Origin of the sequence: Bradyrhizobium sp. 2TAF36, from assembly GCF_052114925.1 — a bacterium.
GTDB lineage: Bacteria > Pseudomonadota > Alphaproteobacteria > Rhizobiales > Xanthobacteraceae > Bradyrhizobium > Bradyrhizobium barranii.
Genome location: NZ_JBFRFR010000010.1, coordinates 1 through 26,802, shown reverse-complemented (window position 1 = coordinate 26,802; position 26,802 = coordinate 1). Strand labels below are relative to the sequence as shown.

The 26,802-nt window shown below is 65.1% G+C and carries 27 protein-coding genes and 1 pseudogene; 6 read left to right on the top strand and 22 right to left on the bottom strand.

Features of this window, described 5'->3' with window-relative positions:
* Positions 1–124 precede the first annotated feature (124 nt).
* Positions 125–430 (top strand): hypothetical protein, encoded by a 306-nt coding sequence (locus tag AB4Z51_RS07075; protein ID WP_085403352.1) that lies wholly within the window; start codon positions 125–127, stop codon positions 428–430.
* A 70-nt stretch (positions 431–500) separates the two neighbouring features.
* On the opposite strand, the gene arfB is transcribed toward AB4Z51_RS07075, so the two are convergent.
* The 7 genes from arfB to AB4Z51_RS07040 all read right to left on the bottom strand — a co-directional run bounded on the left by arfB (position 501) and on the right by AB4Z51_RS07040 (position 9,522).
* Complete coding sequence (gene arfB, locus AB4Z51_RS07070; protein WP_063985592.1) at positions 501–920, bottom strand: alternative ribosome rescue aminoacyl-tRNA hydrolase ArfB; 420 nt, start codon at positions 918–920, stop codon at positions 501–503.
* Positions 921–1,036: 116 nt separating this feature from the next.
* Positions 1,037–2,404 (bottom strand): M16 family metallopeptidase, encoded by a 1,368-nt coding sequence (locus tag AB4Z51_RS07065; RefSeq protein WP_441497190.1) that lies wholly within the window; start codon positions 2,402–2,404, stop codon positions 1,037–1,039.
* Positions 2,401–3,795, bottom strand: a complete 1,395-nt coding sequence (locus AB4Z51_RS07060) for a M16 family metallopeptidase (protein WP_420480971.1) — start codon at positions 3,793–3,795, stop codon at positions 2,401–2,403. Before AB4Z51_RS07060 ends, AB4Z51_RS07065 begins: the two co-directional genes overlap by 4 nt.
* A gap of 204 nt (positions 3,796–3,999) precedes the next feature.
* Positions 4,000–4,722: a hypothetical protein gene (locus AB4Z51_RS07055; protein ID WP_085403350.1), complete on the bottom strand. Its 723-nt coding sequence runs from the start codon at positions 4,720–4,722 to the stop codon at positions 4,000–4,002.
* A 106-nt stretch (positions 4,723–4,828) separates the two neighbouring features.
* Positions 4,829–5,323 (bottom strand): signal peptidase II, encoded by a 495-nt coding sequence (gene lspA / locus AB4Z51_RS07050; RefSeq protein WP_085403349.1) that lies wholly within the window; start codon positions 5,321–5,323, stop codon positions 4,829–4,831.
* A 9-nt stretch (positions 5,324–5,332) separates the two neighbouring features.
* On the bottom strand, positions 5,333–8,332 hold the full coding sequence (gene ileS / locus AB4Z51_RS07045) for an isoleucine--tRNA ligase (protein WP_135214812.1): 3,000 nt from the start codon (positions 8,330–8,332) through the stop codon (positions 5,333–5,335).
* Between the two features lie 218 nt (positions 8,333–8,550).
* Positions 8,551–9,522, bottom strand: a complete 972-nt coding sequence (locus AB4Z51_RS07040) for a bifunctional riboflavin kinase/FAD synthetase (protein ID WP_085403347.1) — start codon at positions 9,520–9,522, stop codon at positions 8,551–8,553.
* Between the two features lie 230 nt (positions 9,523–9,752).
* Between AB4Z51_RS07040 and AB4Z51_RS07035 the strand changes: the two genes are divergently transcribed.
* Positions 9,753–10,148: a response regulator gene (locus tag AB4Z51_RS07035; protein ID WP_007596883.1), complete on the top strand. Its 396-nt coding sequence runs from the start codon at positions 9,753–9,755 to the stop codon at positions 10,146–10,148.
* A 215-nt stretch (positions 10,149–10,363) separates the two neighbouring features.
* Here the strand turns inward: AB4Z51_RS07035 and AB4Z51_RS07030 are convergent, their stop codons facing one another.
* The 3 genes from AB4Z51_RS07030 to AB4Z51_RS07020 all read right to left on the bottom strand — a co-directional run bounded on the left by AB4Z51_RS07030 (position 10,364) and on the right by AB4Z51_RS07020 (position 14,502).
* Positions 10,364–11,218 carry a TIGR01459 family HAD-type hydrolase gene (locus AB4Z51_RS07030; protein WP_063985586.1) on the bottom strand — a complete coding sequence of 285 codons (855 nt, stop codon included), beginning with the start codon at positions 11,216–11,218 and terminating at the stop codon, positions 10,364–10,366.
* A gap of 15 nt (positions 11,219–11,233) precedes the next feature.
* On the bottom strand, positions 11,234–12,709 hold the full coding sequence (locus AB4Z51_RS07025) for an EAL domain-containing protein (RefSeq protein ID WP_063985585.1): 1,476 nt from the start codon (positions 12,707–12,709) through the stop codon (positions 11,234–11,236).
* Between the two features lie 230 nt (positions 12,710–12,939).
* Complete coding sequence (locus AB4Z51_RS07020; protein WP_085403346.1) at positions 12,940–14,502, bottom strand: winged helix-turn-helix domain-containing tetratricopeptide repeat protein; 1,563 nt, start codon at positions 14,500–14,502, stop codon at positions 12,940–12,942.
* A gap of 120 nt (positions 14,503–14,622) precedes the next feature.
* Between AB4Z51_RS07020 and AB4Z51_RS07015 the strand changes: the two genes are divergently transcribed.
* Positions 14,623–15,462, top strand: coding sequence for a class I SAM-dependent methyltransferase (locus AB4Z51_RS07015; protein WP_441497189.1), 840 nt, complete (start codon positions 14,623–14,625; stop codon positions 15,460–15,462).
* Between the two features lie 49 nt (positions 15,463–15,511).
* Here the strand turns inward: AB4Z51_RS07015 and AB4Z51_RS07010 are convergent, their stop codons facing one another.
* The 7 genes from AB4Z51_RS07010 to uvrC all read right to left on the bottom strand — a co-directional run bounded on the left by AB4Z51_RS07010 (position 15,512) and on the right by uvrC (position 21,807).
* Positions 15,512–16,642 (bottom strand): YihY/virulence factor BrkB family protein, encoded by a 1,131-nt coding sequence (locus AB4Z51_RS07010; RefSeq protein ID WP_085403345.1) that lies wholly within the window; start codon positions 16,640–16,642, stop codon positions 15,512–15,514.
* A 1-nt stretch (position 16,643) separates the two neighbouring features.
* Positions 16,644–17,231 (bottom strand): hypothetical protein, encoded by a 588-nt coding sequence (locus tag AB4Z51_RS07005; protein WP_085403344.1) that lies wholly within the window; start codon positions 17,229–17,231, stop codon positions 16,644–16,646.
* 90 nt (positions 17,232–17,321) lie between these two features.
* The gene (prmB, locus tag AB4Z51_RS07000; RefSeq protein ID WP_071909540.1) at positions 17,322–18,281 is read right to left on the bottom strand and encodes a 50S ribosomal protein L3 N(5)-glutamine methyltransferase; all 960 of its coding nucleotides are present in this window, start codon (positions 18,279–18,281) and stop codon (positions 17,322–17,324) included.
* Positions 18,281–18,778 (bottom strand): molybdenum cofactor biosynthesis protein MoaE, encoded by a 498-nt coding sequence (locus tag AB4Z51_RS06995; RefSeq protein WP_441497188.1) that lies wholly within the window; start codon positions 18,776–18,778, stop codon positions 18,281–18,283. Before AB4Z51_RS06995 ends, prmB begins: the two co-directional genes overlap by 1 nt.
* Positions 18,779–18,781: 3 nt before the next feature.
* Positions 18,782–19,033, bottom strand: coding sequence for a molybdopterin converting factor subunit 1 (gene moaD, locus AB4Z51_RS06990; RefSeq protein ID WP_015688556.1), 252 nt, complete (start codon positions 19,031–19,033; stop codon positions 18,782–18,784).
* Complete coding sequence (gene pgsA / locus AB4Z51_RS06985) at positions 19,030–19,647, bottom strand: CDP-diacylglycerol--glycerol-3-phosphate 3-phosphatidyltransferase (RefSeq protein WP_014491974.1); 618 nt, start codon at positions 19,645–19,647, stop codon at positions 19,030–19,032. Before pgsA ends, moaD begins: the two co-directional genes overlap by 4 nt.
* A gap of 96 nt (positions 19,648–19,743) precedes the next feature.
* Entirely contained in the window at positions 19,744–21,807 is a 2,064-nt protein-coding gene (uvrC, locus tag AB4Z51_RS06980; protein WP_441497187.1) for an excinuclease ABC subunit UvrC, read from the bottom strand.
* A gap of 249 nt (positions 21,808–22,056) precedes the next feature.
* On the opposite strand from uvrC, the gene AB4Z51_RS06975 reads away from it, so the two are divergent.
* Positions 22,057–22,680, top strand: coding sequence for an outer membrane protein (locus AB4Z51_RS06975; RefSeq protein WP_014491976.1), 624 nt, complete (start codon positions 22,057–22,059; stop codon positions 22,678–22,680).
* Between the two features lie 85 nt (positions 22,681–22,765).
* On the opposite strand, the gene AB4Z51_RS06970 is transcribed toward AB4Z51_RS06975, so the two are convergent.
* The 4 genes from AB4Z51_RS06970 to AB4Z51_RS06955 all read right to left on the bottom strand — a co-directional run bounded on the left by AB4Z51_RS06970 (position 22,766) and on the right by AB4Z51_RS06955 (position 25,579).
* Positions 22,766–22,981 carry a cold-shock protein gene (locus AB4Z51_RS06970; protein WP_063986700.1) on the bottom strand — a complete coding sequence of 72 codons (216 nt, stop codon included), beginning with the start codon at positions 22,979–22,981 and terminating at the stop codon, positions 22,766–22,768.
* Between the two features lie 254 nt (positions 22,982–23,235).
* On the bottom strand, positions 23,236–24,096 hold the full coding sequence (locus AB4Z51_RS06965; protein ID WP_085403342.1) for a 23S rRNA (adenine(2030)-N(6))-methyltransferase RlmJ: 861 nt from the start codon (positions 24,094–24,096) through the stop codon (positions 23,236–23,238).
* A 179-nt stretch (positions 24,097–24,275) separates the two neighbouring features.
* Entirely contained in the window at positions 24,276–24,995 is a 720-nt protein-coding gene (locus AB4Z51_RS06960) for a ribonuclease T2 family protein (RefSeq protein WP_441497186.1), read from the bottom strand.
* A 122-nt stretch (positions 24,996–25,117) separates the two neighbouring features.
* A complete protein-coding gene (locus AB4Z51_RS06955) occupies positions 25,118–25,579 on the bottom strand; it encodes a hypothetical protein (protein ID WP_063985577.1) in 462 nt (153 codons plus the stop codon).
* 183 nt (positions 25,580–25,762) lie between these two features.
* On the opposite strand from AB4Z51_RS06955, the gene AB4Z51_RS06950 reads away from it, so the two are divergent.
* Together AB4Z51_RS06950 and AB4Z51_RS06945 are read left to right on the top strand one after the other, a co-directional pair.
* On the top strand, positions 25,763–26,056 hold the full coding sequence (locus tag AB4Z51_RS06950; protein WP_063985576.1) for a hypothetical protein: 294 nt from the start codon (positions 25,763–25,765) through the stop codon (positions 26,054–26,056).
* 30 nt (positions 26,057–26,086) lie between these two features.
* Entirely contained in the window at positions 26,087–26,617 is a 531-nt protein-coding gene (locus AB4Z51_RS06945) for a DUF3617 domain-containing protein (protein WP_063985575.1), read from the top strand.
* A 79-nt stretch (positions 26,618–26,696) separates the two neighbouring features.
* Here the strand turns inward: AB4Z51_RS06945 and AB4Z51_RS06940 are convergent.
* Positions 26,697–26,802, bottom strand: a pseudogene (locus tag AB4Z51_RS06940) (IS110-like element ISMex17 family transposase); the annotation flags it as partial.

Genomic DNA, 26,802 nt, shown 5'->3' with positions numbered 1-26,802 from the left:
ACACCATGCGCATTGCATGACGATTGCGCCGCTTAAACTCCCTACGCGATGCGATGACCCGGTGCAGGTGAGCGGCGCAGGATGCAGCCGAGCCATTCGTCGCGGAAGAATCCAGGAGAAATGGATGAAGTTGGTGAAGACCTCGATGATCGCATGCGCTCTGTCGGCTCTCATTGCGACGCCGGTTCTCGCGCAAGGCGCGCCACCCGCCAAGACGGGCGGCACCGTGCAAAGCAAACCGATGCAAGGCAGCACAATGGGCAGCGGGGATGAGGAGATGAATGCTCAGCCGGGCGCTGCGGGCGAGAAGACGGGCATGAAGTCGACCAAAGGCACCAGGGGCACGGTCGGCACCACCGGTAGCGCTGCGCATAAGGGAACCGCCGACGATTCCGCGACGGGCGGTGCAGCCCCAGCCAAGCGCTACTAGTCCCGCCGGGGTGAAGCAAGCAGACTCCGGTCGCCCTGCGGCCGGAGTTTTTTTGACTGGGTCTGCTTTGTTAGTCGTCGAAGCGGCCGCCGCCGCGCCCTGCCTTGATGTCGCTGCGGCGCTTCTTGCCGTCGAGCCGGCGCTGCTTGGAGCCAAAGGTCGGCCGCGTGGCGCGGCGCGGCTTCGGCCGTATCATCGCTTCGGTCAGGATCTCGGTGAGCCGGTCGATGGCGTCCTGACGGTTGCGCTCCTGGGTGCGGAAGCGCTGGGCGTGGATCACGATCACGCCGTCCTTGGTCATGCGCTGGCCGGCGATGCGGGCGAGCCGGATCACCGCATCCTCCGGCAGGGTCAGCTTGCGCGTGTCGAAGCGCAGCTGGGCCGAGGTCGAGACCTTGTTGACGTTCTGCCCGCCCGGGCCGGAGGCGCGGACGAAGCCGATCTCGATATCGTCCTCGTCGATGACGAGATCGCGGGATATCCGCAGCATGATGGCACCATTCGTGATGTCCGGACATATCGCGGACGTCCACGTTCGGCAATGGCGCATCCTGGAAACGCAAATGGCCGGGCGAGCCCGGCCATTTCAGGAAATGTCAGGGGACGTCAGTTCGACTTCGTCGCCGGTGCCGCGGCCGGTTGCGCGGCGGCCTGTGGGGCGCGGCCGACGACCACGGTCAGGAGGCCCTGGCCCCAGAGGCGCTTGGCGGCCGCCTTGGCGTCGTCCAGTGTCACCGCATCGACGATGGCGTTTCGCTTCTCGATATAGTCGATCGGCAGCTTGTCCTGCTGGTATTGCAGCAGCGCCTGCGCGAGCTTCGAGGAGGTATCCAGCGCCAGCATCTGCGAGCCCTTGAGGTAGGACTTGGCTTCGTCGAGCTCCTTCTGCGTCGGGCCCTCCTCGGCGATGCGGCGCACTTCCTTGTCGATGGCGTCGATGGTGTCGCCGGCACGGTCGGCGCGGGTGCCGGTGTTGCCGATGAAGACCGCCGAATGCTCCATCCAGAGCAGCGATTCGAACACGGAATAAGCCAGCCCGCGCTTCWCGCGTACCTCGCGATAGAGCCGGGAGGACAATCCGCCGCCGCCCAGGATGTGGTTGACGACATAGGCGGCCATGAAGTTCGGATCGTTGCGCTTCACGCCGGGGCCGCCGAAGGTGATCACGGTCTGCGGCACGTCGAGCGGCACGAAGGCGCGCTGCGGCGGTTTTGCCGCCTCGACGTCGGCGACCGGCGTGAGATTGGCTTTTGCGGGCAGGCTACCAAAAGTGTGGTCGAGCAGCTTGCCGAGGGTGGCCGGATCGACGTCGCCGACCACCGCGATCTTCAGCCCGTCCTTCGCAATCACGCGGCCGACATAATCCTTCATGTCGGCGACCGTGATGGTCGGCACGCTGTCCAGCGTGCCATTGGTCTGCCGGCCATAGGGATGGTCGCCGAACGTGACCTCCAGGAATTTTCGGCTCGCCAGCGAGGACGGATTGGTGGTCTCGCGGCGCAGGCCCGAGATCACCTGTGAGCGGATGCGCTCGACGTCGGCGGTGTCGAAATGCGGCGAGGTCAGCGCGCTCCTGAGCAGGTCGAAGGCCTCGTCCTTGTTGTCGCGCAGCATCCGCAGGCTGCCGCGGAACGTATCGCGGGTGGCGCTGAAGGAGAGCTCGATGGCGCGGCGGTCGAGCCGCTCATGGAAGGTCTTGGAGTCGAGATCGCCGGAGCCTTCGTCGAGGAGATCACCGACCAGATTGGCGACGCCGGACTTGTCCTTGGGATCCTGCGCCGAGCCGCCGGCAAAGGAATATTCCATGGCGATCAGCGGCACCGTCGCATCCTGTACGAACCAGGCTTCGATGCCGCCCGGCGAAGTCAGGTGCTGGATCTTTGCGGCCGCCTGAGACGGCGACACCGTAGCCAGCGCGAGTGCCGCGCCGGTGGCAAGCGAGAATGCAACGCGTCGAAGGAAGGGATAGGTCACGAACGCTTCTCCTCACGCTTGGCGGCACTGGTGTCCTTGATCAGATAGCCCGTCACCGATCGCTTCTTCTCGAGCCATTTCTGCGCGACAGTGCGAACCTGCTCGGCGGTGACCGCGCGAATGCGGTCGGGCCAGCTCCTGATGTCCTCGATCGAAAGGCCCGTGGTCAGCGCGCCGCCATACCAGCGCGCCAGCACCGCCTGGTTGTCCTGGGCGTAGATCGCTTCCGCAATGAGCTGGGTCTTGACCCGCTCGAGGTCCTCGGCGCGGATCGGGTTCTGCGCGATGTCGGCGATGACGCCGTCGACCACTTGCTCGACATCGGCAAAGCTGACGCCCGGTTTCGGCGAGGCCGAGATCGCGAACTGGGTCGGGTCGAGCGAGATGCTCGAATAGCTGGCGCTGGCGGACACCGCGAGCGGCTTGTCGACCACGAGCGCGCGGTAGAGATAGGAATTGCTGCCGCTGCCCATCAGCTGCGCCAGCACGTCGAGGGCGGCGCTTTCACCGGCCGCGGCGGTGGTCGCCGACGGTACGAGATAATAGCGGCGCAGGCCCGGCTGCTCGACGCGCGGGTCGGCCAGCGTGACCGTGCGCGGCGCCGCCGGCTCCGGCTCCTGCGGACGGATGCGCCGCTCCGGGATCGCGGGCTGGGCCGGAATGGAGCCGAAATTCCGCTCGACCAGCGGGCGGATGTCGGCGGCTTCCACGTCGCCGGCGATCACGAGGATCGCGTTGTTCGGCGCGTAGAAGCGGCGGTAGAAGGCGAGCGCATCCTCGCGGTCGAGCTTCTCGATCTCCTGGTGCCAGCCGATCACCGGCCGGCCGTAGGGATGATTGAGATAGAGCGCGGCCATGATCTGCTCGTTGAGCCGCGCGTCCGGATTGTTGGCGACCCGCATGTTGTACTCTTCGAGCACGACGTCGCGCTCGGGCAGCACGTTCTCGTCCTTAAGGATCAGGCCGGTCATGCGATCGGCCTCGAACTCCATCATGGTCGGCAGCTGCTCTTTCGGCACGCGCTGGTAGTAGTTGGTGTAGTCGACCGAGGTCGAGGCGTTCTCGTTGCCGCCGACGCGGAGCACGGTCTGGGAGAATTCGCCGACCGGATGCTTCGAGGTGCCCTTGAACATCAGATGTTCGAGGAAGTGCGCGAGCCCGGACTTGCCCGGCGTCTCGTCGGCCGAGCCGACCTTGTACCAGATCATCTCCGTGACCACGGGCGTGCGGTGGTCCGGGATCACCACGACCTGCATGCCGTTGGCGAGCGTGAAGCTGGCGGGCGGGGCCGACGTCACCGTGGTCTGGGCGAGGGCGGCGCTGGCTGAGAGGACACTCGTCGAAAGCAGCGCGGCAAGGAGGCAGGCGGCCGATCGGTAAGAGGACATCATAATCCTTATGAAAAGGCCGAACCCGGATGTCCGGCTCGGAGGCACGGCATGCTACACCGTGCGGCTGAGGCTTCGCGTCACGAAGCAGAGAACTCAACGCGGTGGCAAGTTACTGATAAGCAATATGCAGACTGCGTCCGGCGTGCGTAAGCCGCCGGTGCCAGGATGCGCCTGTCAGGATGTCGCGGTGGGGCAGGAGCGCTATTATTCCTTTTCCTTGCCCGACATGATGTCGAAATAGGTCCGGCGCGACTTGTCCGGCCCTGCGCCATAGGCGTAGTTCGGCGAGGGGGTCTGGTAGCCCGGCGGCGGCTCGACCAGCGACGAACGCGGCGGCTCACTGGTGAATTTCTTCTCTTCGGAGCTGTTGCCGCCCTTCATCATGTTCCAGAGACCGCCGGCGTAGCCGAGTTCGGCGGGACTGAGCGACGGGTTGCCGTTGGTGCCCGGCTGGATCGGGTCATTGCTTGTACGGGGGGCTGCGGCGACCTCGCCGGCCTTCATCTCGGCGGGCGTCAGCGGTTGGGCCGCCTGCCAGTTCTCCGTCGCCTTGGTCGCCTTCTTGCGCGCTGCGATGGCTTCCTTGCGGCGCTTCTCTTCGGGGTCCTTCGGCCAGTTCGGAGCATTCTTGGCCTGGGTTGCCGGAGGCGGCAGGTCGAGCTTGGGCGGCACGACGAGCGGCGAGCGCTCGCGGTATTCGATGCCGGGCTTTTCCATGCTCTTGGCACCGATGCCGGACATCAGATTGTCGATGATCTTCTCTTCGAAGGTCATCCCGTCATCATCATCGTCGTCGTCACCGGCACGGACCGGGCCTGCCGTCATGACGAGGCCGATGCCGAGCGCGACAGCGGACAATTTCAACGCCCGCCAGAACCCCGCTTTGGGGTCTCGAACCATCGAACCGCTGGTCTCGGAGCTGCGCATCACTGTACCTGTTCCATATTGTGGCAGATTGCTGCACTTTGCCGCTCGCACGCGGCCAATCCTCGCAAAACGCAGGGTTCCACCTGCCGGTCCGTATCGGCCGGGATCAGGGCGCTTTTGCGGCGGGTACCCCCAGGAAGGAATCATACAATAGCGCCGCCACCCCGACAACGATGGCCACGTCCGCGAGGTTAAACACATACCAATTATAGGTATTTCCGCCGATCTCGATGTGGAACAGGGCGAAATCGACCACCGCGCCGTAGGCGAAGCGGTCGATGCCGTTGCCGATCGCGCCGCCGATGATCAGCCCGAGTGCGACCGTGGCGAGCAGGGTGTGCGAGCGGGCCATCCAGATGGCGAGGGCGACCACGGCGACGACCTTGACCGCCATCAGCGCGATCTGCGCCGACTGGCCGTCGTTCTGGAGCCAGCCGAAGCTGATGCCGATGTTCCAGGCCAGCACCAGGTCGAAGAACGGCGTCACCTTCACCACGCCACGGCGGGCGAGGTCGAACACGTTCAGGAGCCACAGCTTTGAGGCCTGATCGGCCACCAGCGTGACCACGGCCGCGAGGATGCCGGCGCGAAGCGGGGTCATGGCCGGGGATCAGACCCCCACCCCCAGCGCCTTCCATTCGCGCAGCGCCTGGGCGTCGCGCGGGGTGACGTCGGGGTATTCAGGGTCTTCACCGACCATAGGCGAGATCTTCCAGGAGCGGGCGCATTTGGTGCCCACGGCCTTCTCGACGACGACCGCGACGCCGGGCACGGCATCGAGACGGAACGCGCCCGCAGGCGCCTCGCCCTCACGCACCTCGTAGTTCGAGGTGATGCAGACCTCGGCGAGATCGGTGTCGAACAGCGTCGCCAGCATGTCGCGGTCGGCGACATAGATCACCGGTGAGGCCTCGAGCGACGAGCCGATGTTCTTGGCGGCACGTTCGAGCTCCAGCGCGCCGGTCACGACGCGGCGGACGTTGCGGATCGTCTCCCATTTCGCGGCGAGTTTGTCGTCGCGGAGCTTCTCGATGCCTTCGGGAAACAGGGTCAGATGGACGGAAGGCTCCGCGTTCGGCCGGAACATGCGCCAGGCTTCCTCGGTCGTGAAGCTCAGGATCGGCGCGAGCCATTTCAGGAGGGCATCGCACAACAGGTCGATCGTGGTGAGCGCGGCCTTGCGCGCCGGCGACGACGGCGGGTCGCAATAGAGCGTGTCCTTGCGGATATCGAAGTAGAACGCCGACAGCTCGGAGTTCATGAAGGCTGCCAAGCTCGCGACCACGGTCTTGTAGTCGAAGGCGGCATAGGCCTTGCGAACGGTTTCGGCATGGCCGGCCAGTTCGTGCAGCATCAGCCGCTCGAGCTCGGGCATCTCGGCATAGGCGACCTTCTCGCTCGCCTTGAAGTGATGCAGCGTACCGAGCATCCAGCGGATCGAGTTGCGCAGCTTGCGATAGGTCTCGATGGTGTTCTTCAGGATCTCCGGGCCGATGCGCTGGTCGTCGGCATAGTCGGTGGCGCAGACCCACAGGCGCAGGATGTCCGCGCCCGAATCCTTGATCACCTTCTGCGGCTCGACGGTGTTGCCGAGCGACTTCGACATCTTGCGGCCGTTCTCGTCGAGCGTGAAGCCGTGGGTGAGCACGATGTCGTAGGGCGCGCGGCCCCGCGTGCCTGCGCTTTCCAGCAGCGAGGAATGAAACCAGCCGCGATGCTGGTCGCTGCCTTCCAGATACATCACGGTGTCGTTGCCGCCGTCGATCTTGCGGACGATGTTGCCGAGCTGCGGGAAGTTCTGGCGATCCTCGAGCACGAAGGCGTGCGTGGAGCCCGAATCGAACCAGACGTCGCAGATGTCGTCGACCTTCTTCCAGTCCTCGCTCGCGCGGGACCCGAGGAAGCGCTCGCGGGCGCCGTCCATGTACCAGGCGTCGGCGCCTTCCTCCATGAAGGCTTCGGCGATGCGCTGGTTGACGATCTCGTCCTGCAGGATCTCTGCCGAGCCGTTGCTCTTCTCGCGCACGAACACGGCGATCGGCACGCCCCAGGCGCGCTGGCGCGAGATCACCCAGTCCGGACGATTGGCGATCATGCCGTTGATGCGGTTCTCGCCCGACGGCGGCACCCATTGCGTGACCGAGATCGCGTGCAGCGCGCGGGCGCGCAGCGTGTCGCCCTTCTTCGCATGGCCGTCATCGCTGATGTCCTTGTCCATCGCGATGAACCATTGCGGCGTGTTGCGGAAGATCACCGGCTTCTTCGAGCGCCAGGAGTGCGGATATTGATGCTTGAGGCGGCCGCGCGCGAGCAGCTTGCCGCCCTCGATCAGCGCCTTGATCACGGCCTCGTTGGCATCGCCCTTCTCGCCCTTGTCGTTGAGCACGCGCTTGCCGGTGAAGCCGGGGGCCTGCGCGGTGTAGGCGCCGTTCTCGTCGACGGTGTAAGGGATCGCGGTCGGGATGCCGCGCGCATCGAGCTCGCGGGTGTTGGCCGTCCAGACGTCGAAGTCCTCGCGGCCGTGGCTCGGCGCGGTGTGCACGAAGCCGGTGCCGGTGTCGTCGGTGACATGCTCGCCGGCGAGCAACGGCACGATGAACTCGTAACCGCCACCGAACCCGCGCAGGGGATGGGCGCATTCCACGGCGTCCAGCGTGTCGCCGGGAATGTCGCGCACCTTCTCATAGGACGTGACGCGCGCCTGCTTGAACACTTCTGCGGCGAGCGCATCGGCCAGGATCAGGAGATCGCCGGTCTTGGCCCAGTTGTCGGCGGGCGCATCCGTCACCTTGTAGAGTCCGTAGGCGATTTTCGGCGAGAACGAGATCGCGCGGTTGCCGGGCAGCGTCCAGGGCGTGGTGGTCCAGATCACGACCGAGGCACTGGCAAGTGCGCCATGCGCCGGTGACGTGACGGGAAACTTCACCCACACCATGTCGGAGGTGTAGTCCTCGTACTCGACCTCGGCTTCCGCAAGCGCGGTCTTCTCGACCACGCTCCACATCACCGGCTTGGAGCCGCGATACAGCGTGCCGTTGGCCGCGAACTTCATCAGCTCGCGGGCGATCTGCGCTTCGGCCGGATAGCTCATCGTCTGATAGGGATGATCCCAGTCGCCGATGATGCCGAGCCGCTTGAACTCCTCGCGCTGCACGTTGATCCAGTGCGTCGCATAGGCGCGGCATTCCTTGCGGAACGCCACCATCGCGGCGGAGTCGCGGAAGTCGGGCTTCTGCTTGCCCTTCTTGCGGTAGTTCTCCTCCTCGATCTTCCATTCGATCGGCAGGCCGTGGCAGTCCCAGCCCGGCACGTAATTGGAGTCGAAGCCGAGCATCTGCTGGCTCTTGGTCACGACGTCCTTGAGGATCTTGTTCAGCGCGTGCCCGATATGGATGTTGCCGTTGGCGTAGGGCGGGCCGTCATGCAGCACGAATTTGGCGCGGCCCTGGGCTTCCCGGCGCAGCTTGTCGTAGAGGCCGATGTCGTTCCAGTACTTCAGCAGTTCCGGCTCGCGCTGCGGCAGGCCGGCGCGCATCGGGAAATCCGTCTGCGGCAAATAAAGGGTCTTGGAATAGTCTTTGGCGTCGGACTTTTGCGGCTTTTCGGACATGGGGCTGACTGGCTCGGAAGGGCGCGGAAACGGATAGCGACTGGAATCGCGGGGTGAAACGACGAAATCCCGGTCTTGCGCCGAGCCTTCAGGCTCAGGCGGAAGCCGGGCCGCTAATCCCTATGATGCGCCGCGCAAACATGGGCTCTCCATAGCAGGGGCCCAAGGGAAGCGCAAAAGGTAGAAGCGCAAAAGGTTCGGCGGGCCGGATTTGGGCCTCAATCGATCACGCCAAGCCGCGGAAACGCGTCCGGGGCGGCGGCCAGCACGGCGCGGGCGCGGGCGGAATCGTCGTCCATCTGGCGGATCAGGGCCTCCAGGCTGTCGAATTTCAGCTCCTCGCGGATGAAGCCGACGAAGGCGCAGTCGAGCGCTTGTCCGTAGAGGTCGCCCTTGAAGTCGAACAGGAAGATTTCCAGCAGCGGCGCGCCATTATCAAAGGTCGGACGGCGGCCGAAGCTTGCCACCCCGTCCAGCCGCTCGGCGCCGCGGCCGACCCGCACCGCATAGATGCCGTGCTTGAGGCCGCAATTGGCATCGAGGCGGATGTTGGCGGTGGGATAGCCGAGGTCGCGGCCGCGCTTCTCGCCGTGGATCACCTCGCCGGTGATGAACCAGGGCGCGCCCAGCATGGTGGTGGCCTCGTCGATGAGGCCCTCGGCGAGCGCGATCCGGATGGCGCTGGAGGAGACCGGCCGCTCGTCGATGTCGACATGGGCCTGCACGTCAACCTCGATGCCGAGTCGAGGCGCCTCGTTGACCAGGAGGCTCGGCGAGCCGACGCGACCCTTGCCGAAATGGAAGTCGTAGCCGACCGCGATGCCGCTGACGCCGAGGCGTCCGATCAGGTCATGGTGAATGAAGTCTTGCGCGCTGGTCCCGGCCCTGGCCTTGTCGAAGGTCATGACCACGGCGCCGGCGAGCCCGGTGCCGGCTAAAAGCCGCAACTTGGCCGGCTCGTCCGTCAGGCGGAATTGCGGGGTGTTCGGGCTGAAAAACCGGCGCGGATGCGGCTCGAAGGTCAATGCCAGCGCAGGGCGGCCATGCGCCCGGCCCATCTCCAGGGCGGCTGCGATCACCGCACGATGGCCGAGATGAACGCCGTCGAAATTGCCCATGGCGACCACGGCGCCCCGCAAAACCGCGGAATCCGGCGTTGTGTCGCGGATAACGGTAAAATGCGGGACCATCAGGGGAATTCTCGAAGCGGCAGGACCGGCGGACCGTGGCTTGACCGACCGGACGAAGTCAAGCGGCAGGGGAGCGGCCGCATTGAACGTGATTTCAGTCCTTCGGAGGCGCTCCCAGTTAACGCGCTGTTTAACGCCTTGGTGCTAGTCCTTGAAATGTGGAACAGCGGGGCTCCGGCTCCGGTGGGTCCGATCGTAATATTTCCTGGGTTTGCGTTGGGGGAGTCGAGATGGCGGTTGATTTGTCGATGTCGGTTCTGGTGGTTGATGACTACAGCACCATGATCCGTATCATCAGGAATCTCCTGAAGCAGCTTGGCTTCGAGAATATCGATGATGCAAGCGACGGTTCGGCGGCGCTGAACAAGATGCGTGGCAAGAAGTACGGGCTCGTGATTTCCGATTGGAACATGGAGCCGATGACGGGTTACGACCTGCTGCGCGAAGTGCGCGCGGATCCGAACCTCGCCACCACGCCTTTCATCATGATCACTGCGGAATCGAAGACCGAGAACGTGATCGCGGCCAAGAAGGCCGGCGTGAACAACTACATCGTCAAGCCGTTCAACGCGGCGACGCTGAAGACCAAGATCGAAGCGGTCTTCCCGGACATGGCGAGCGCGTAAGCGCCGCCAGACCGCATAACAGCTCTCTATAGAGATCGTCATGCCCGGGCTTGTCCCGGGCATCCACGTTCTTGGATCCTGCAAATGAAGACGTGGATGGCCGGGGCGTAGGCGAGCGGAAGCGACGCCGTCCTTCGGACGGCTAAGCCCGGCCATGACGGCATTTGGGTCTAAGCAATTGGTCTAAGCCCGCAGCACCTGCGTGGGCTCCACCGTCACCACTTCAATTCGCGCATCAGCGCCTTCGGCGGGTGGCCGAACAACTCCATCACCGAATTCGGGTCGAGCTGGTCGAGGCCCTCGAACTCCTCGGCATGGATGCCGCGGGTGACGAACAGGCAGTCGATGCCGAATTCGCGCGCGCCGGTGAGGTCGGTGCGGACGGAATCGCCGATCGCCAGCACCTTTTTCCGGTCGATCATGTGGCCCTGGCGCTCGCCGGCGAGCATCATCGCGCGCTCGTAGATCGGGCGATGCGGCTTGCCGTAGAAGATCACCTCGCCGCCGAGTTCGCGATAGAGTTCCGCGATCGCGCCGGCGCAATAGATCAGCCGGTCGCCGCGCTCCACCACGATATCGGGGTTGGCACAGACCAGCGTCAGCTTGCGCTCGCGCGCCTTCAGCATCATGCCGCGATAGTCTTCCGCCGTCTCGGTCTCGTCGTCATAGAGGCCGGTGCAGACGATGTAGTCGGCTTCTTCCAGCGGCGCGGTCGTCGCATCGAGGCCGCGATAGATCGAGTTGTCGCGCTCGGGTCCGAGCCAGAACATCTTGCGGCCGGGATGCTCGGCGACATAGAGCCGCGTCAGGTCGCCCGACGAGACGATCGCGTCATAGGTCTCGTCCGCGACGCCGAGCTTGCGCAATTGCCGTTGGACGGAGTCGGCCGGGCGCGGGGCATTGGTGATCAGGATCACCGTACCGCCGCGGCTGCGATAGGTGTGCAGCGCCTCGCAGGCCTCGGGGAAGGATTCCAGGCCGTTGTGAACCACGCCCCAGATGTCGCTGAGCACAACGTCAACGCCGCCCACGAGCTCGCGCAGGCTTTCGGCGAAATGCAGCGTGGTCATGATGCGTGCGGCCGATCAGATCCGGCGCGCGAGCGCCGCGTTGCCGGTGATACGTTGGGCTGGAGGCGCTGAAGACGTGGCGCCTGGGCTGGGAGAAGCGGAGCCATTGGATCCCTGAATTTCCTGCGCCGGGTTCGGCGAGGCCCCGCCGGTAGCAGATGCCCCTTCAGGCCGCAATGGCCGGGGCGGCGCGAACAGGAACCCCTGACCGAACCGCACGTCAAAGTCGAGCAAATCGACCACTGCGCGCTCGCCCTCGATCCGTTCGGCGATCAGGTCGATGCCGAAGCGGCCGAGCAGGTCGGAGAGGTCGGAAGGGTGGATGTCCGAGGTCGAGGCCTGCCTGGGGTCGAGCAGGAGGGACGCCGGCACCTTGATGAAGCGCACGCCGCGATCGGCGAGCTCGCGCGGCTCGATCCTGAGGTCAGTGACATGGTCGATCGAGAAGCGGAAACCGCGCTGGGCGAGCGCCGCGAGGTTCTCGGTCTCGGCCGGGCCGAGATTGCGGAAGGTCGACTGCTTGAACTCCAGCACCAGCGAGGGCGCCAGCGCCCGGTTGGCTTCGAGGAAGTCGAGGCACTGCGCGAAGGTGGTGGAATTGCCGAGCGTGGAGGCCGCGACGTTGCAGAACACGCCGACATCCTTGTTGCGCACCATCAGGCGCCGCAGCACCTGCACACAGCGCAGCATCACCATGTTGTCGATGCGTCCGATCAGACCCGAGGCTTCGGCGATGCTGATGAATTCCTCGGCGGCGATCAGCTGGTCGCGCTCGTCGCGCAGGCGCGTCACGGCTTCGTAGAACCGCACCTTGCGCTGCGGCAGCGTCACCATCGGCTGGAGGAAGATGTCGATGCGGTTCTCGTCGATGGCGTTGCGCAGTGTCGCCAGTAACTGGGTCGGGTTGCGGCCATTGGCCGTCTGAACCGGAACGGCGGTGTGGGTCTGGATCGCCGGCGTTGGCCGCGGCGGCGGTGCGGGCAGCGGCGGAGGGGCGGCCGGCCGCTCCTCGAAGGCCGCAATCAGGTCGAGCGGCGCCTCCGGCTCTGGCCGGGCGACCGGAGCGGGGGCGGGGGTCGGCGCGGCCCCGGCCAAGAGGTCTTCATGGGCTGACACGGTGGTGGCGAGCTGCCTGACCAGCCCACCGAGCTCGTTGATCTCGCCGACCACTGACTGGATGCGGTCGGAGTTGGTCGAATTGGCCGAGGCGATGCGCCCCTCCATCGCCGCGAGCCGGCGGCCGAACTCGGCGACCTGGCGGGCGAGGTCGGCGGTGCCGCGCGAGAGGTCGGCGATCTGGCCGCCGACGTCACTGCGGTCGCGCAGCCGCATCGAGACCGCGTTGTAGAGGATCAGGAAGGTCAGCGCGGTCAGCGCCACGATGGCGGATTCGGTTCCGCTGATGCCGGCGACCGAGTAGAGGACAAGCCCGAGCGAGGCCGCGACCAGAACCATGCAGATGGCGATGAAGATCGTCGAAATGCGAATCATGCCGCGCGTTACGCCTCAAAGAGCTGACTGCCTCATCCGGGAAAACACGGGTCAGTGTGCGAACCCGTCACGCCTCATGCTCCCCCAAGCAAGGCGACCTTAACATCATTGTTGATTCGAGGGGATAGCGGCCTGTTCGCGGCGCCGGAGCATGATCCGGAAAAGTGTGTAGCGGTTTTCCCTCGCGACAAACGCGGAACGCGTTTGCGCGGAGATCATGCTCGGGCAGTCTAGGTCAGGCCGGCCCGGCGAAAGCCTTCGAGGTAGTGCTCGCGGTCGGCGGCGAGCTTGATCGGCATGAACTCGGCGATCCAGGCGAGCGAGACGTTGGGCTGGGCACGCTGGAGTTCCTTCAGCGCCGCGCGGGCGGTCTCGGTTTGCCCGGCCATCGCCGCGGCCGCGGTCAGCACCCGGTGCCCGCCGACGAAGTCACTGCGCTGGCGCAGGGCCTCCTGTGCGAGCCGGATCGCCTCCGCATAGTCCCTGCCGAGGAAACGGGCAAAGGCGGCGATGCCGAAATAGACGGGTGCATAGGGGTCGCGCGGGCTGAGGCGGATCGCCCGCCGCGCGGCCTCGTCGGCATCCCGCCAGCGGCCGCAATAGCTAAGCGTCAGGCCATAATAGCCCTGCGCCAGCGCAAAGTTCGGATTGAGCCGCAGCGCGGTCTCGAATTCGGCAAGTGAATCCTCGAACCGGCGTGCGAACAGATCGACATGGCCGAGCGCATTATGCGCCCAGGCATCCTGGTCGTCGGCGCGGATCGCGGCCCGTGCCGCGCGCTCGGCCACCGGCAGCGCCGCGGCCATCTCCATCCAGCCCATATGCGCCGTGAACATGTAGCTGGTGCCGAGCAGCCCGAGTGCCTTGCCGTAGTTCGGGTCGAGCGCGATGGCCTTTTCGAGCAGGGCTCGCGCCGCGACGTGGTCCTGCCGCGTCACGCGCCAGTAATGGGAGAGGGCGCGCATCAGAAGGTCCCAGGCGTCCAGGCTGTCGGGCGGCTTGCGCTCGGCGCGAAAATTCTCCGCGGCATAGAGCTGCGGCTCGATCGCTGCGACGATGCGTTCGGTGATCTCGTCCTGTACGGCGAAGACGTCGGCGAGCTCGCGGTCGTAGCGTTCGGCCCAGAGATGGCTGCCGGTGGCGACATCGTTGAGCTGCGCGGTGATGCGGACGCGATCGCCCTCCTTGCGGACGCTGCCCTCGACGACATAGCGCACGCCGAGCTCCTCGGCGACCTGCCGCAGGTGAACCGTGCGGCCCTTGTAGATGAAGGAGGAGTTGCGCGCGATCACGAAGAACCAGCGCAGCTTCGACAGCGCGGTGATGATGTCCTCGCTGATGCCGTCGGAGAAATAATCCTGCTCGGCCTCGCCGCTCATGTTGGTGAAGGGCAGGACGGCAATTGCGGGACGATCGGGCAGTGGCAATTCCGTCGGTATTGCGTCGGGCGGCTTGCCCGGCGCCGACGATGAGCCTGCTACGGAGCGTTCGGTCACTTCGCCGACGAACCGCACGCCCTTGCGCGCGACTGTGCGGATCAGCCGCTGATCTTCGCCATTGTCATTGACCGCGCGCCGCGCCGCGTTGATCCGGCTGGTCAGCGTCGATTCCGAGACGACGCGGCCGTTCCAGATCGCGTCGAGCAGATTGTCCCGCGTCACCACGCGCTCGCGGTTGCGGACCAGGTAAAGCAGGAGATCGAACACCTGGGGCTCGAGCGCGACGAGCGTCTCCGCCCGCCGCAATTCGCGGCGCGCGGGGTCGAGCACGAAATCTTCGAAATGAAATGTCACGCCGCCCTCGGCTCGCGCGGGGAAATCAAGGTGTTCTCAGCGTAAAATAACGCCACTCTCAAGGCCAGCGAGCCGCATGCGCCCTATCGTCCCGGCGTCTTCAACCGCAGGAGAATTGCCATGTCGACATCCGCCGCGCTCAAGCCGGCCCTCGCCCAGCCCGATCTCGCCGCCGTCAAGCAGCGCCAGCACAGCGCCTGGTCATCCGGCGACTATGCCATTGTCGGCACCACCTTGCAGATCGTCGGCGAGCAACTCTGCGAGGCGCTCGACTTGCGCGCCGGCAGCAAGGTGCTTGATGTCGCCGCCGGCAACGGCAATGCGACGCTGGCCGCCGCGCGGCGCTGGTGCGACGTCACATCGACCGATTATGTTCCCGCGTTGCTCAAGCGGGGACGCGAACGGGCCGCGGCGGAGCATCTGATGGTCGAATTCCGTGAAGCGGATGCCGAAGCGCTGCCGTTTGCGGATGCCAGCTACGACGTCGTGCTCTCGACCTTCGGCGTCATGTTCACGCCGGATCAGGACAAGGCGGCGTCCGAGCTCGCGCGGGTCTGCAAGTCCGGCGGCAAGATCGGCCTCGCCAACTGGACGCCCCAGGGCTTCATCGGTCAGCTCTTCAAGACCATCGGCAGGCATTTGCCGCCGCCAGCGGGCGTGAAGTCGCCGGCCTTGTGGGGCACGCCGGCACGGCTTGAGGAGATGTTCGGCAGCCAAGCCTCCGAGATCGCCGCCGAGCCGCGCATGTTCGCCTTCCGCTATCGCTCGCCGGAGCACTGGCTCGAGGTTTTCAAATCCTATTACGGGCCGATGCTGAAAGCGTTCGTGGCGCTGGAGGAGACCGGCCAGGCCGCGCTGCGGCGCGATCTCATGGCGCTGCTCGGCGAATTCAACCGTRCCGACGACGGTACGGTGGTGGTGCATAGCGAGTATCTGGAGGTCGTGATCAGCAAGCGCTGAATTGCCGTCGTGATCCGGTCAGGCCGAGCCCCGGCCTGACCGCCGGCAATCACGATGGCGCGGCTGCGCCGACCGTGTCGGCCGAGACGGCCTGCCGGGTGCCGAGCGGCTTGGGCGGTCCGGTGGTCGTATCCCGAAGGGTCTGCCGCTCGATCTCCGAGTTCAGCTCGGCCCCGAACATGATGACGATCGCCGACATCCACATCCACATCATCAAGCCGATCGCCGCGCCGAGCGAGCCGTAGGTCGCGTTGTAATTGGCGAATTCCGAGAGATACCAGGACAGGAGCGCCGAGCCGGCGATCCAGAGGATGGCGGCCGTCACCGCGCCGAGGCTCAGCCATTGCCAGCGTGGCGCGTCGCGGCTCGGTGCGAAGCGGTAGAGGACGGCAAGCGCGGCCAGCAGGATGACGAACAGCACCGGCCATCTCGCGAGAGCGACGATCAGCCTGCTTTCCGGCGCGATGCCGAGATGGTTGAGCGCGAGCGGGAAGGCGACCACGGTGCCCACCATCAGCAGCAGCGCCGCGATGCCGCCGACGGTGAAAGCCAACGACACCGTGTTCAGCCGGACGAAGCTGCGCTTTTCGCGCTCCTCATAGGCGACGTTGAGGGCATCGAAGATGGCTTTGACGCCCGCATTGGCGCTCCAGATCGCGAGCAAGAGGCCAAACAGGAAGGTGACACCCAGGGCGGTATTGCCGTTGGACACCACGCGCGTAACCTGGTCCTCGACGATCTGGAACGCGCCCTCGGGCAGCAGCATCGCGAGCGAATGCAGGTTGGAACTGATCGTCGAGGGATCCGCGAACAGGCCGTAGGATGAGACCAGCGCGGTCACGGCGGGAAAGACCGCGAGCAGCCCGAAGAAGACGACGCCGCCCGCAGTCGCGAGCAGGCGATCGTCGTCGATGCGCTGATAGGTGCGCCAGAAGATGTCTTTCCAGCCCGCCCACGGGATCGCGAAAGGGCTTTTCGCGTGCCGGCCGTGGCCAAGCTGCATCGCCGCGCCGGCCGGGCTCGTTTCCGGCGAGTTTGCTTCATTATTGCGATGGTCTTGCGGAGGCCCCGGCCGGATGGGGCCGGACTCCTGAAAGTAGCGTTCCGCGGACAGCACGAAGACGGCCGTGGCGGCGACCAGCAACCAACTGTCGAGGTGCTCGGTGCGCCGCGCGCGCATTTCAAGCGTCCAATCTGTGGCCGTGCCGCCGCCGCCGTGCGGCCGTGAAGCCCAGCAGCCCGACGGCTGCGAGCATCAGACCCAGCTGCACGGGCCGGTTGGTCCGAGCCGACACGGCGTTGCCGCCACGGCCACGTTCGCCCGGTGCGAGCGACACCAGCGGAATCGTCGTTGCGACCTCTTTCACCGCCTGCTTGACCGTTCCGCGCGGGATCCGCGGGGTGGCGATCGCGACGCGCATACGGCTGGCAAGCGGCACGATCGGCTTGTCCCGACGCTTTATTTGGACCAGAGCCACGCCGGCGCAGGATACGGCCAGCACCAGGAGCACGGCCGCGACGGCACCAAAGCCCCAGAATTGTCCCTGGGTGATTGCGACCCAACGATAAAGGGCCATCAGGCCGACAAAGAGGGTGGCGATCAGGAACAGCCCGGCCATTGCGAGCAGTCCTGCCGCGACCGCATAGGACGTCGCGCGGCCCGTGGCCTGATTGGTGCGGTCGCGCAAGTACGATCGCGCGGCGCGCTTGAGATGATTGATCTTGAGCGCCATGCCGGCGCGCAGCAATTCGCCCGATGGCGCGAGCATGCGGACATCCTCCGAGAACGAAAAAATCGTCGGGGGATGAACGTGGCGGAATTTGACTTGTTCCGCGCGGAGCGCGGCTGCCGGGACGGATCAGCCGAGATCGGCGGCCGCGATCCAGAACACCTCGCCCTCGGACTCCTCGGTGTCGAGCCAGAGCAGCGGCAGTTCCGGAAAGGCCTCGTCGACCAGTTCGCGGCCGCGGCCGATCTCGCAGATCAAGCCGCCATCCGGCGTCAGGTGATCGGGCGCATCGCGCAGGATGCGGCGCACCACGTCGAGACCGTCGGGGCCGCCGTCAAAGGCGAGCTTTGGTTCGGCCCGGCATTCCGGCGGCAGCGCGGCCATGCCTTCCGCATCGACGTAAGGCGGGTTGGTGATGATGAGGTCGTATCTGTTGTCGCCGAGCGGGGCGAACAGGTCGCCGCGATGCAGGCTGATCCGGTCATCGAGCCCGAATTCGCCGACATTTCGCGAGGCAACTTCGAGCGCGCCCTTGGAGATGTCGACGGCATCAACGGTGGCATTCGGGAAATGGTGCGCGGCGAGGATGGCGAGACATCCAGAGCCCGTGCAGAGATCGAGCACACGTTCGACGGCCGTGGGGTCGTCGATCAGCGAGCCCGCCTCGCCGTCGCCGCCGAAATGCGACTCCAGCAGTTCGCCGATGAAGGAGCGCGGAACGATGACGCGCTCGTCGACATAGAAGGGCAGGCCGCGCATGTAGATCTTGTTGACGAGATAGGCGGCCGGTTTGCGCGTGGTGACGCGCTGATGGATGAGGTTGACGATGGTCTTGCCTTCCGCCGACGTGACGCAGGCATGGGCAAAGATCTCGAACTGGTCGGGATGCAGATGCAGGGCTTCGCAGACCAGGAAGGCTGCTTCCGCGACCGGATCGGTCGTGCCATGGGCAAAGGCGAGCTTCGCCTCGGTGAAGCGGCTCACGGCGTAGCGCACGAAATCGATCAGCGTGAGCAACTCGCCGCGGCCGACCTTCGCGAGTTTCGGTGCCGCGCGGCCGCGCGTGGTCTTCTTGGATGCTCTTGCCATCAGGATCGGGTCCAGCGTGCGGCGGCCTCGTCGTCACGGGCGTGGGCTTGGACCCAGCCGGTGCCGGTGGCGCTCTCTTCCTTCTTCCAGAACGGCGCGCTGGTCTTGAGATAATCCATCAGGAACTCGGCCGCCTGGAACGCCGCCTGGCGGTGCTGCGACGCCGTGAGCACCAGCACGATGTTCTGGCCGGGCATGAACCGCCCGACGCGATGAATGATGGTGACGCCGTTCAGCGGCCAGCGCGATGTAGCTTCGTCGGCATGGCGCTTGATCTCTTCTTCCGCCATGCCGGGATAATGTTCGAGCGTGAGGGCGGCGATCTTCGCGCTGTTCTCGTCGCCGCGGCAGATGCCGGAAAAGCTTACGACCGCGCCGATGTCGGTGCGGCTCCCGGTCAGGATCGCGATCTCGCGCGCGATGTCGAAATCGTCCTGCTGGATGCGGATGGTGACGGGGCAGGGGCTGACGGGGGCGGTGCTTACGGGGGAGGTCATGGCCTAGCCGCCGGTCATCGGCGGGAAAAACGCGATCTCGCGGGCGCCCGCGATCGCGGCGTCCGATTTGACGTGGGCATGATCGATCGCGGTGCGGATCACCTTCGGCTTCTCGAAGGCGTAGGCATAGGCCTCGCTCCGGCCGGACAGCCAGGCGATCAGCTCCTCGACGGTGCGCACGGTCGCCGGCGGCTCTATGGTCTCCTCGGCCTTGCCGACGCGTTCGCGCACCCAGGCGAAGTACTTCACCTTCATGCCTCATCCTCCTTGATGAGGTGATGGATGCCGGCGCGGAAATAGTCGTAGCCGGTGTAGATGGTGAGGATCGCTGACGCCCAGAGCAGCGCCAGCCCGATCATCGAGACCACGGGCACCACCTCATCGCCGGCCGGGCCAGCGAGCAGGAAGCCGATGGCGATGAGCTGAACGGTCGTCTTCCACTTCGCAAGCTTGGTCACGGGAACGCTCACCCGCAGCGCGGCGAGATATTCGCGCAGGCCCGAGACCAGGATCTCGCGGCACAGGATCACGATGGCGGCCCATAGCGACCAGCCATGGATGATGCCGTCGGCGGCCAGCATCAGCAGGCAGGAGGCCACCAGCAGCTTGTCGGCGATCGGATCGAGCATCCGGCCGAACGCCGATTGCTGATTCCAGATCCGCGCGTAATAGCCGTCGAGGTAATCGGTCACTGCTGCCGCGATGAAGATGGCGACCGCGACCCAGCGCAGCCACAGCGGCTGATCCAGAATCGATTGTGCATAGATGCACCCGACCACGACCGGGATCGCGGCGATCCGGCCATAGGTCAGGATGTTCGGGAGGGACATCGCGCGGCTGGTCGTCCCTCGTGTCGTGGCGATGTTCATCCGTCCTACCAATACCGCTCGTGCCTGAAGGTCAACCGTCCCGCTCCCCAAATGAGGTGCAGCATGCGACGACCATATGACCGCGGCTCCCTTAGTTCACCCCGGCTGGGGATGGAAATAGTCGAAAATCCTGCGAGCGCTCTCGGCGCTCACCCCCGGAACCTTGCCGAGATCGGCGATCGAGGCCCGCTCGATCTCCTTCAGGGTTCCGAAATGGTGCAGCAAGGCACGTTTGCGTGACGGGCCGATGCCCGGAATCTCCTGCAAACCGGCCTCGCGGATGTCCTTCTTGCGCAGCTTGCGGTGCGAGCCGATGACGAAGCGGTGGGCCTCGTCGCGCAGGCGCTGGATGAAGTAAAGCACGGGATCGCGCGGCTCCAGCTTGATTGCCTCGCGCTCCGGCATGAACAGGGTTTCGCGGCCGGCATCCCGGTCCGGTCCCTTGGCGACCGACATCAGCGACACCTGGGTCAGGCCGAGATTCGTAAAGATCTCCCGGACGGCGTTGAGCTGGCCGCGACCGCCGTCGATGATCACGAGGTCGGGCCATTGCGGGAAGTCGYCGTCCTTGGCCTTGCCGGCGGCGTCCTCGGGCGGATTGATCAGGCGCTTGAAGCGGCGCTCCAGCACCTCTTTCATCATGCCGTAATCGTCGCCCGGCGTGAGCCCTTCCGACTTGATGTTGAACTTGCGGTACTGGTTCTTCACGAAACCATCGGGGCCGGCGACGATCATTGCGCCGACCGCATTGGTGCCCTGGATGTGGCTGTTGTCGTAGACCTCGATGCGCTTGGGCGAATGCGGCAGGCTCAGCGTCGTGGCCATGGCGTCGAGCAGCCGGCTCTGCGTCGCGGTGTCCGCGAGCTTGCGGCCGAGCGCCTCGCGCGCATTGGTCAGCGCGTGGGCGACCAGCTCCTTCTTCTCGCCGCGCTTGGGCGCCGTGACCTCGATCTTGTGGCCGGCCTTGATCGACAGCGCGTTGGCGAGCAGCTCGCTCTCCTCGATCTCGTGCGAGAGCAGGATGTTCTTCGGCGGCGGCTTGTCGTCGTAGAACTGGGCGAGGAACGACCCCAGCACTTCCTCCGGCGTATAGGTCTTCTCCGCGCGCGGGAAATAGGCGCGGTTGCCCCAGTTCTGTCCGGTGCGGAAGAAGAACACTTCGACGCAGGAGAAGCCGCCCTCCTGGTGGATGGCGAACACGTCGGCTTCTTCCACCGTGCGCGGATTGATGCCCTGCTGCGACTGGATCGCCGACAGCGCGGCGAGGCGGTCGCGGTAGAGTGCCGCGGTCTCGAATTCGAGCTCGCCGGAGGCCTTCTCCATCTCGCCGGCAAGCTCCTGCTTCACCGCTTGGCTCTTGCCGGAGAGGAAGTCAGTCGCCTCGCGCACCAGCGTCGTGTAGCCGGGGAAATCGATCTCGCGGGTACAGGGGCCGGCGCAGCGGCGGATCTGGTAGAGCAGGCAGGGCCGCGAGCGGCTCTCGAAGAAGGAATCGGTGCAGGAGCGGATCAGGAACGCGCGCTGCAAGGCGGTGATGGTGCGGTTGACCGCGCCGGCGGAAGCGAACGGGCCGAAATAGCGGCCGGGCCGCGACTGCGCACCACGATGCTTGAGGATCTGCGGCGCCCAATGGTCGCCGGTGATCAGGATGTAGGGAAACGACTTGTCGTCGCGCAGCTGCACGTTGAAGCGCGGCCGGAGCTGCTTGATGAGATTGGCTTCCAGGAGCAGCGCTTCGGTCTCGGTGTTGGTCGAGACGATCTCCACGGTCACCGTGGCTGCGATCATGCGCAGGATGCGCGCCGGTTGCGGCGCGCTCTGGCGCGCATAGTTCGACAGGCGCTTTTTGACGTTCTTGGCCTTGCCGACATAGAGCACGTCGGCATTGGCGCTGAGCATGCGATAGACGCCCGGCGAGGTGGGCGCGAGGCGGACCGCGCGCTCGATCGCTTCATGGCCGGTCGCCAGCGGCTCTTCGCCGACCGCGCCGCTCTCCTCCAGGATGTCAGGCAGCAGCGCGTCGTCCTCGTCCTCGCCAGCGGTGGTGGCGGGATCGAGGTCCGGCGGCGCCAGGCTCTCCGGCGGGGCGTCGGCCGTCGTGCCGCGCGGAGATTTGCGCGCGCGTGCGTCGTCCGGATTGTCGGTGGAATCGTGAGCCATGATGCGAATTTAAGCGCTGGGGGTGCCGATTTGAAGTTCCAGCCTTGCGGCACACACAGGATGGCGGCGCGGTTCCGGGTAACACTTGCTTAAGCCTGTTAAGAGCGTGGTAACCCGGCTTAACAGGCCTTTAACTTAAAACTCTCGATAAATCTTACGCGAAAAAGAGGAGGTTCCGTAACCATGCGATTTTGCCTTGCGCGGCGGCGCAGGCATCGCGGGGGGCGGCCGTTGCGTTGGAGAGTACCGATGAGGGGGTTCGTTGTAGGCGCAGCCGTGTTGGTTGCAGCCGGCTGGACAGCTTCGGCAGAGGCCGCCGATCTCAATTACGGGCAGGGTGCGCCCTACACCGTCAATCAGCCGCTCAATGCCTATAGTTGGGCCGGTCCGTATCTCGGTGCCAATCTCGGCTATGAGTGGGGCTCGGTGAGTAACTCGCCCGTCAAGCCCTCCGGTTTCGTCGGCGGTGTACAGGCCGGCTACAATTTCCAGAACGGTCCATGGGTGTTCGGCGTCGAGGGCGATATCCAGGCCGCGGGCGCTGATGACACCTTCGCGCCGTGGAAGTTCTCCAACCCCTGGTTCGGCACGCTGCGCGGCCGTGCGGGCTATGCCTTCAGCAACGTGCTGTTCTACGGCACCGCCGGCCTCGCCTTCGGCGAACTGCGCGCGCAGACATTCGGCTGGACGGAGTCGCACACCACCGCAGGCTGGACCATCGGTGCCGGCGCGGAAGTCGGCTTCGCGCCGAACTGGAGCGCCAAGCTCGAATATCTCTACATCGATCTGTCGACGAGCCAGTTCGCAATTACCGGCGTGTCAAACGGCTATAGCGCCAGCGTTGTRCGCGCCGGCGTGAACTATCACTTCTGATAGTTGAAGAAGAAAATACCGGACAATAGCCTCCCGGCCGCTCGCGGCCGGGATTTTTTTCGCCAGGTGTTCGCTCGAAAACGCTCTAGGAGACGATGACCAAATTGACTGCCTTTGGTCCCTTCCCCTTCTTGTCCGGCTCGACTTCAAAAGTAATGCGCTGTCCTTCGGCGAGATCTTTCAGTCCCGCCCGCTCCACAGCAGTAATGTGCACGAAGACGTCGCGCCCGCCGTCGTCGGGCTTGATGAAACCGTAGCCGCGCTCGCCGTTAAAAAACTTGACCGTTCCCGTCATGGCCATCGGGAAACTCCCCCTCATTGCTCCTCCGTCGCGACGCAGACTCACGTCACGACATGACCGGGCCTTACGAAGCCCGGGAGCTGGCCATCCTTGGGCGGACCTTTCTTTCGGTCCGATCGGATCTTTCTTAGGCCTTCACTCCGCCGCAACCATTCGCGGAAGCGGAACGTAAAGCCAGTCACGGAAACAGCATAATACGGTTCTCTGCAGATTGACTACCGCTCCTGCATCTTTTTCCCAAGAATGCCGGTGTGTTACGGCCTCGGCACCTCTAATCGGAATCTGGCAGCTCCGCCCTGTCCGAGCGGTATCTCCAGCTCGGGCAGGATCGTCTTGAGCTCGCCATGCAGCGTGTACGGCGGATTGACGATCAACAATCCGGCGGAGGTGAGGGCGGCGCCATCAAGCTGCGGCGCGACACTGAATTCGAGACGCAGACATTTTCCTGGCGGTTTTGCTGCGGCTGCGAGCCGCGCCACTGATTGCACCAGCGTGTCGGTGGCGCGTCGGCTCTTGGCCGGGTACCAGATTACATAGATACCGGTCGGCCATTTCACGAAAGCCGCCGAGAAGGCGTCGCCGAGCTTTTCGAACTCGTCTTTCGCCTCGAACGGCGGGTCGATCAGCACGAGCCCGCGCCGTTCCTTCGGTGGCACAAAGGCCGGCAGCGCGACCCAGCCGTCGAGATCGACCACGCGCGCCTGTTCGTCGCGGCGCAGCACACCGATCAGCGCCTTGCGCGCCTTCGGCTCAAGCTCGCAGGCAACGAGGCGGTCCTGCGGCCGCAGCAGGCCGCGCGTGATCAGCGGCGAACCCGGATAGGCCTTGAGTTCGCCCTTCGGATTGTAGGCACGAACGATGTCGAGATAGGGCTTGGCCAGCGCCACGGCGTCGTTCGACAGGCGCGCCTGCATCAGCCGCGCGATGCCGGTCAGCCATTCGCCGCTGCGGCGCGCCTCGTCGCTTTCGAGATCATAGAGGCCGGCGCCGGCATGGGTGTCGATGACACGGAATGCCCCCGGCTTGTCCTGGAGGTAAGTAATGATGCGCGCGAGCACGATGTGCTTGATGACATCGGCGAAGTTTCCGGCGTGGAAGGCGTGACGGTAGTTCATGAGACAGGACTACGCTACGTCACGGCTTGAGCAAAGCGGCATGCGCGTCTGTCCCGGACGCGCTGCAACGCTCTTAGCGTTGCGGGCCAGGGCCCGGGTCTGGATTCCCATGCAGCATAGGCCCCGATTCTGCAGCGCACCGCCGAAGCGGCGCGGCGTACGGGGCATGAGCAGTTGGACTAGCCACCTCTGATCGGCGGCATCGTCACCTGGTCGCGGCGGCAGGCGCGGCGCTCGATCTCCTCGCAGGCCCGGAATTGCAGGTCCTTGCTGAGGCAGATGCGGACCTCCGAGAGCCGGGTCCGGTTGCAGGTGACCGAGATGGCCGCGTTGCTCAGGCCCGCATTGGCCTTGATGAAGGCTTCCTCCACCTCGCCCGGCGCCACGGTCTTGGCCTGCGACAGTTCGAGATATTCCGCCGGGATCTTGATCGCGGCGCGCGCCTTTCGGATCGTCTCGAAATAATTGCGGCTGTCGAGCCCGGAGCAGGTGCCGTGCTTGTCCCACTCGTTGAAGATCAGCCCCGGCGCCGRCATCAAATCGAGCATCGAAGAGACGATGTTGCGGTTCAGGCGTGGCGAGGGCCGCTGGCAATATTCAGGGAAGCCATTCTCATATTGCGGCCACAGCCCGTGCACCACGAACGCGTAGGGCCGCCCGCTGCACTGCATCTGCGAGCGACCACCGCCGCCGCCGCGGTTGCGCTCGGACGCCTCCTCGCAGAAGGAGGGCGACCATGACAGCGACAGCACATAGAAGTCGAATTCGCCGGGCGCGTTCTGCCGTTTGTCCTGGGCCTTCGCGCCGCCCGGCAGCGCGACCAGCCCGGCGGCCAGAACCAGGGGGAGGGTCAGTGAGATCACGAGACGGGTGAACGAATGCAATCTAAAATGAAACATGGCGACGCCCCTCAACTAGACTGTGCAGTCAGCCTAGCAGGCAACAAGAACATTTCAAGAACAAAATTCGGGCCGGCCCGTCAGGCGCCTGATCAGTCCGATTCAGGCCTTTCGATCGAGCMTCAGGGCCTGGCGGCGCGGCAGGACGGATTGTAGGCCCAGTTGCGGTCGAGCCCGACCACGCACCATTCCACACCATTGCCGTAGCCGGAGAAGCCGCCATCCTCGATGATCGAGAAATGCACCTTGCGCACCTTTCCGTCATTGAGCATGGCGTCGCCGGTGCAATAGCGGCGCGGAATGTTGTCAGACTGCCAGGGCCGGAACGCGATCTCGTGAACGGCGGCGAAGCCGGTGATCTTCAACGAGGAATTCCAGAACGAGCTTTCCTTCTCCCAGAACTGGGTGGCGATGGTCGGCAGCGCCCTCTCGCAATCGACGACGGCGCCGTCATAGCGCGGCCCGTTCAGCCAGAAGTTCAGCTCCAGCGGATTGGCGGCCCTGGCCTCACCGAGCGACAGCGCCCCGAACATGAGGCCAAGCAAGGTGGCAAAGCGGAGCGATTTCAGGGGGAGGGCGCGCATGGGCAATCCGGACAGCTGGGTCTTGCGAAGGATGGACGGTGCCGCGAAGGCCGGGGCAGGTCAAGTGCAGCGCGGCAACACTTGGCCAAGAGTTGACCCCAACCTCGCAGCCGGCGGGGCATCAGTTCTTTTCATGGACCTCCCGGCACCGTAAACTGGTCCCAACCAATTGGAGTAACGGGAATGCGAATCATTGCGGCCGCGGGCTTTCTTGCCCTGGGGATGATGGCCAGCCAGTCGGCACGCGCCGATCTCCTTCCGGTGCCTCCGTTCAAGGGCAACGACACCGGCGGCATCATCGCTTATTCGCTGGCGACCCAGGCTGATGCGCGGCAGGTCGCGGTCGATCACTGCGCGCGCTACGGCAAGGTCGTGAAATTCCTCGCGGTGCAGGCCTTTGAGGGCGGCTATATCTCGTTCTCCTGCCGTTGGGTGCCCTATGGCGCTGCCCAACAGCCGATCCGTACGCTGTACTGAGGCGCTTTCGGAACGTCGGGAGCTTCCCACATGACGCGCAAGCTCGCTTTGCTCGGCTCGGCCCTTTGTCTTGTGGTGTCGGCAGGCAGCGCCAGCGCCGACGATCTGCCGGTGCGCAAGGCCGGTCTCTGGGAAATGAAGATGGTCAGGACCGGCACGCCCATGCCCGAGATGACCATGCAGCACTGCACCGACGAGACCGTCGACAAGGAGATGAACAACAACGTCTCCCCGATGGCCAAGCAGATCTGCGCCAAGCAGGACATCAAGAAGACCGCGACCGGCTATGTCAGTGATTCCGAGTGCAACGTCGCCGGCATCAGCACGACCTCGCATGCCGAGATCACCGGCGATTTCAACTCGGCCTATACGGTGAAGACCTCGTCGCATGCACAAGGCGGCGCCGCCGGCGCAGCAGGCCGCGACACCACGATGCAGCTCGAAGCCAAGTGGCTCGGGGCCTGCAAGCCCGACCAGAAGCCCGGCGACATCGTGATGCCCGGCGGCTTCAAGATGAACGTGCGCGACATGGACAAGTTGAAGGCGTTGCTGCCGAAGTAGGTTTGTCTTCCCCTCTCCCCTTGTGGGAGAGGGTGTCTCGCCGCGTAGCGGCGAGACGGGTGAGCGACTGTGTTCGCTGTCAAGCGGGTTGCCATGGTGTTTTCGTCCTGATCATGACATTGAGGATGGTCAGCAGCTTGCGGGCGACGGCGATCAGGGCAACGAGCTTCGGCTTTCCATTGGCC

Bases quoted from the DNA above. Each gene is read 5' to 3' on its own strand.
- AB4Z51_RS07075 (WP_085403352.1), top strand. From the start codon at position 125: ATGAAGTTGGTGAAGACCTCGATGATCGCATGCGCTCTGTCGGCTCTC.
- arfB (WP_063985592.1), bottom strand. From the start codon at position 920: ATGCTGCGGATATCCCGCGATCTCGTCATCGACGAGGACGATATCGAG.
- AB4Z51_RS07060 (WP_420480971.1), bottom strand. From the start codon at position 3,795: ATGATGTCCTCTTACCGATCGGCCGCCTGCCTCCTTGCCGCGCTGCTT.
- AB4Z51_RS07055 (WP_085403350.1), bottom strand. From the start codon at position 4,722: ATGCGCAGCTCCGAGACCAGCGGTTCGATGGTTCGAGACCCCAAAGCG.
- lspA (WP_085403349.1), bottom strand. From the start codon at position 5,323: ATGACCCCGCTTCGCGCCGGCATCCTCGCGGCCGTGGTCACGCTGGTG.
- ileS (WP_135214812.1), bottom strand. From the start codon at position 8,332: ATGTCCGAAAAGCCGCAAAAGTCCGACGCCAAAGACTATTCCAAGACC.
- AB4Z51_RS07040 (WP_085403347.1), bottom strand. From the start codon at position 9,522: ATGGTCCCGCATTTTACCGTTATCCGCGACACAACGCCGGATTCCGCG.
- AB4Z51_RS07035 (WP_007596883.1), top strand. From the start codon at position 9,753: ATGGCGGTTGATTTGTCGATGTCGGTTCTGGTGGTTGATGACTACAGC.
- AB4Z51_RS07030 (WP_063985586.1), bottom strand. From the start codon at position 11,218: ATGACCACGCTGCATTTCGCCGAAAGCCTGCGCGAGCTCGTGGGCGGC.
- AB4Z51_RS07025 (WP_063985585.1), bottom strand. From the start codon at position 12,709: ATGATTCGCATTTCGACGATCTTCATCGCCATCTGCATGGTTCTGGTC.
- AB4Z51_RS07010 (WP_085403345.1), bottom strand. From the start codon at position 16,642: ATGCGCGCGCGGCGCACCGAGCACCTCGACAGTTGGTTGCTGGTCGCC.
- AB4Z51_RS07005 (WP_085403344.1), bottom strand. From the start codon at position 17,231: ATGCTCGCGCCATCGGGCGAATTGCTGCGCGCCGGCATGGCGCTCAAG.
- prmB (WP_071909540.1), bottom strand. From the start codon at position 18,281: ATGGCAAGAGCATCCAAGAAGACCACGCGCGGCCGCGCGGCACCGAAA.
- AB4Z51_RS06995 (WP_441497188.1), bottom strand. From the start codon at position 18,778: ATGACCTCCCCCGTAAGCACCGCCCCCGTCAGCCCCTGCCCCGTCACC.
- moaD (WP_015688556.1), bottom strand. From the start codon at position 19,033: ATGAAGGTGAAGTACTTCGCCTGGGTGCGCGAACGCGTCGGCAAGGCC.
- pgsA (WP_014491974.1), bottom strand. From the start codon at position 19,647: ATGAACATCGCCACGACACGAGGGACGACCAGCCGCGCGATGTCCCTC.
- AB4Z51_RS06970 (WP_063986700.1), bottom strand. From the start codon at position 22,981: ATGGCCATGACGGGAACGGTCAAGTTTTTTAACGGCGAGCGCGGCTAC.
- AB4Z51_RS06965 (WP_085403342.1), bottom strand. From the start codon at position 24,096: ATGAACTACCGTCACGCCTTCCACGCCGGAAACTTCGCCGATGTCATC.
- AB4Z51_RS06955 (WP_063985577.1), bottom strand. From the start codon at position 25,579: ATGCGCGCCCTCCCCCTGAAATCGCTCCGCTTTGCCACCTTGCTTGGC.
- AB4Z51_RS06950 (WP_063985576.1), top strand. From the start codon at position 25,763: ATGCGAATCATTGCGGCCGCGGGCTTTCTTGCCCTGGGGATGATGGCC.
- AB4Z51_RS06945 (WP_063985575.1), top strand. From the start codon at position 26,087: ATGACGCGCAAGCTCGCTTTGCTCGGCTCGGCCCTTTGTCTTGTGGTG.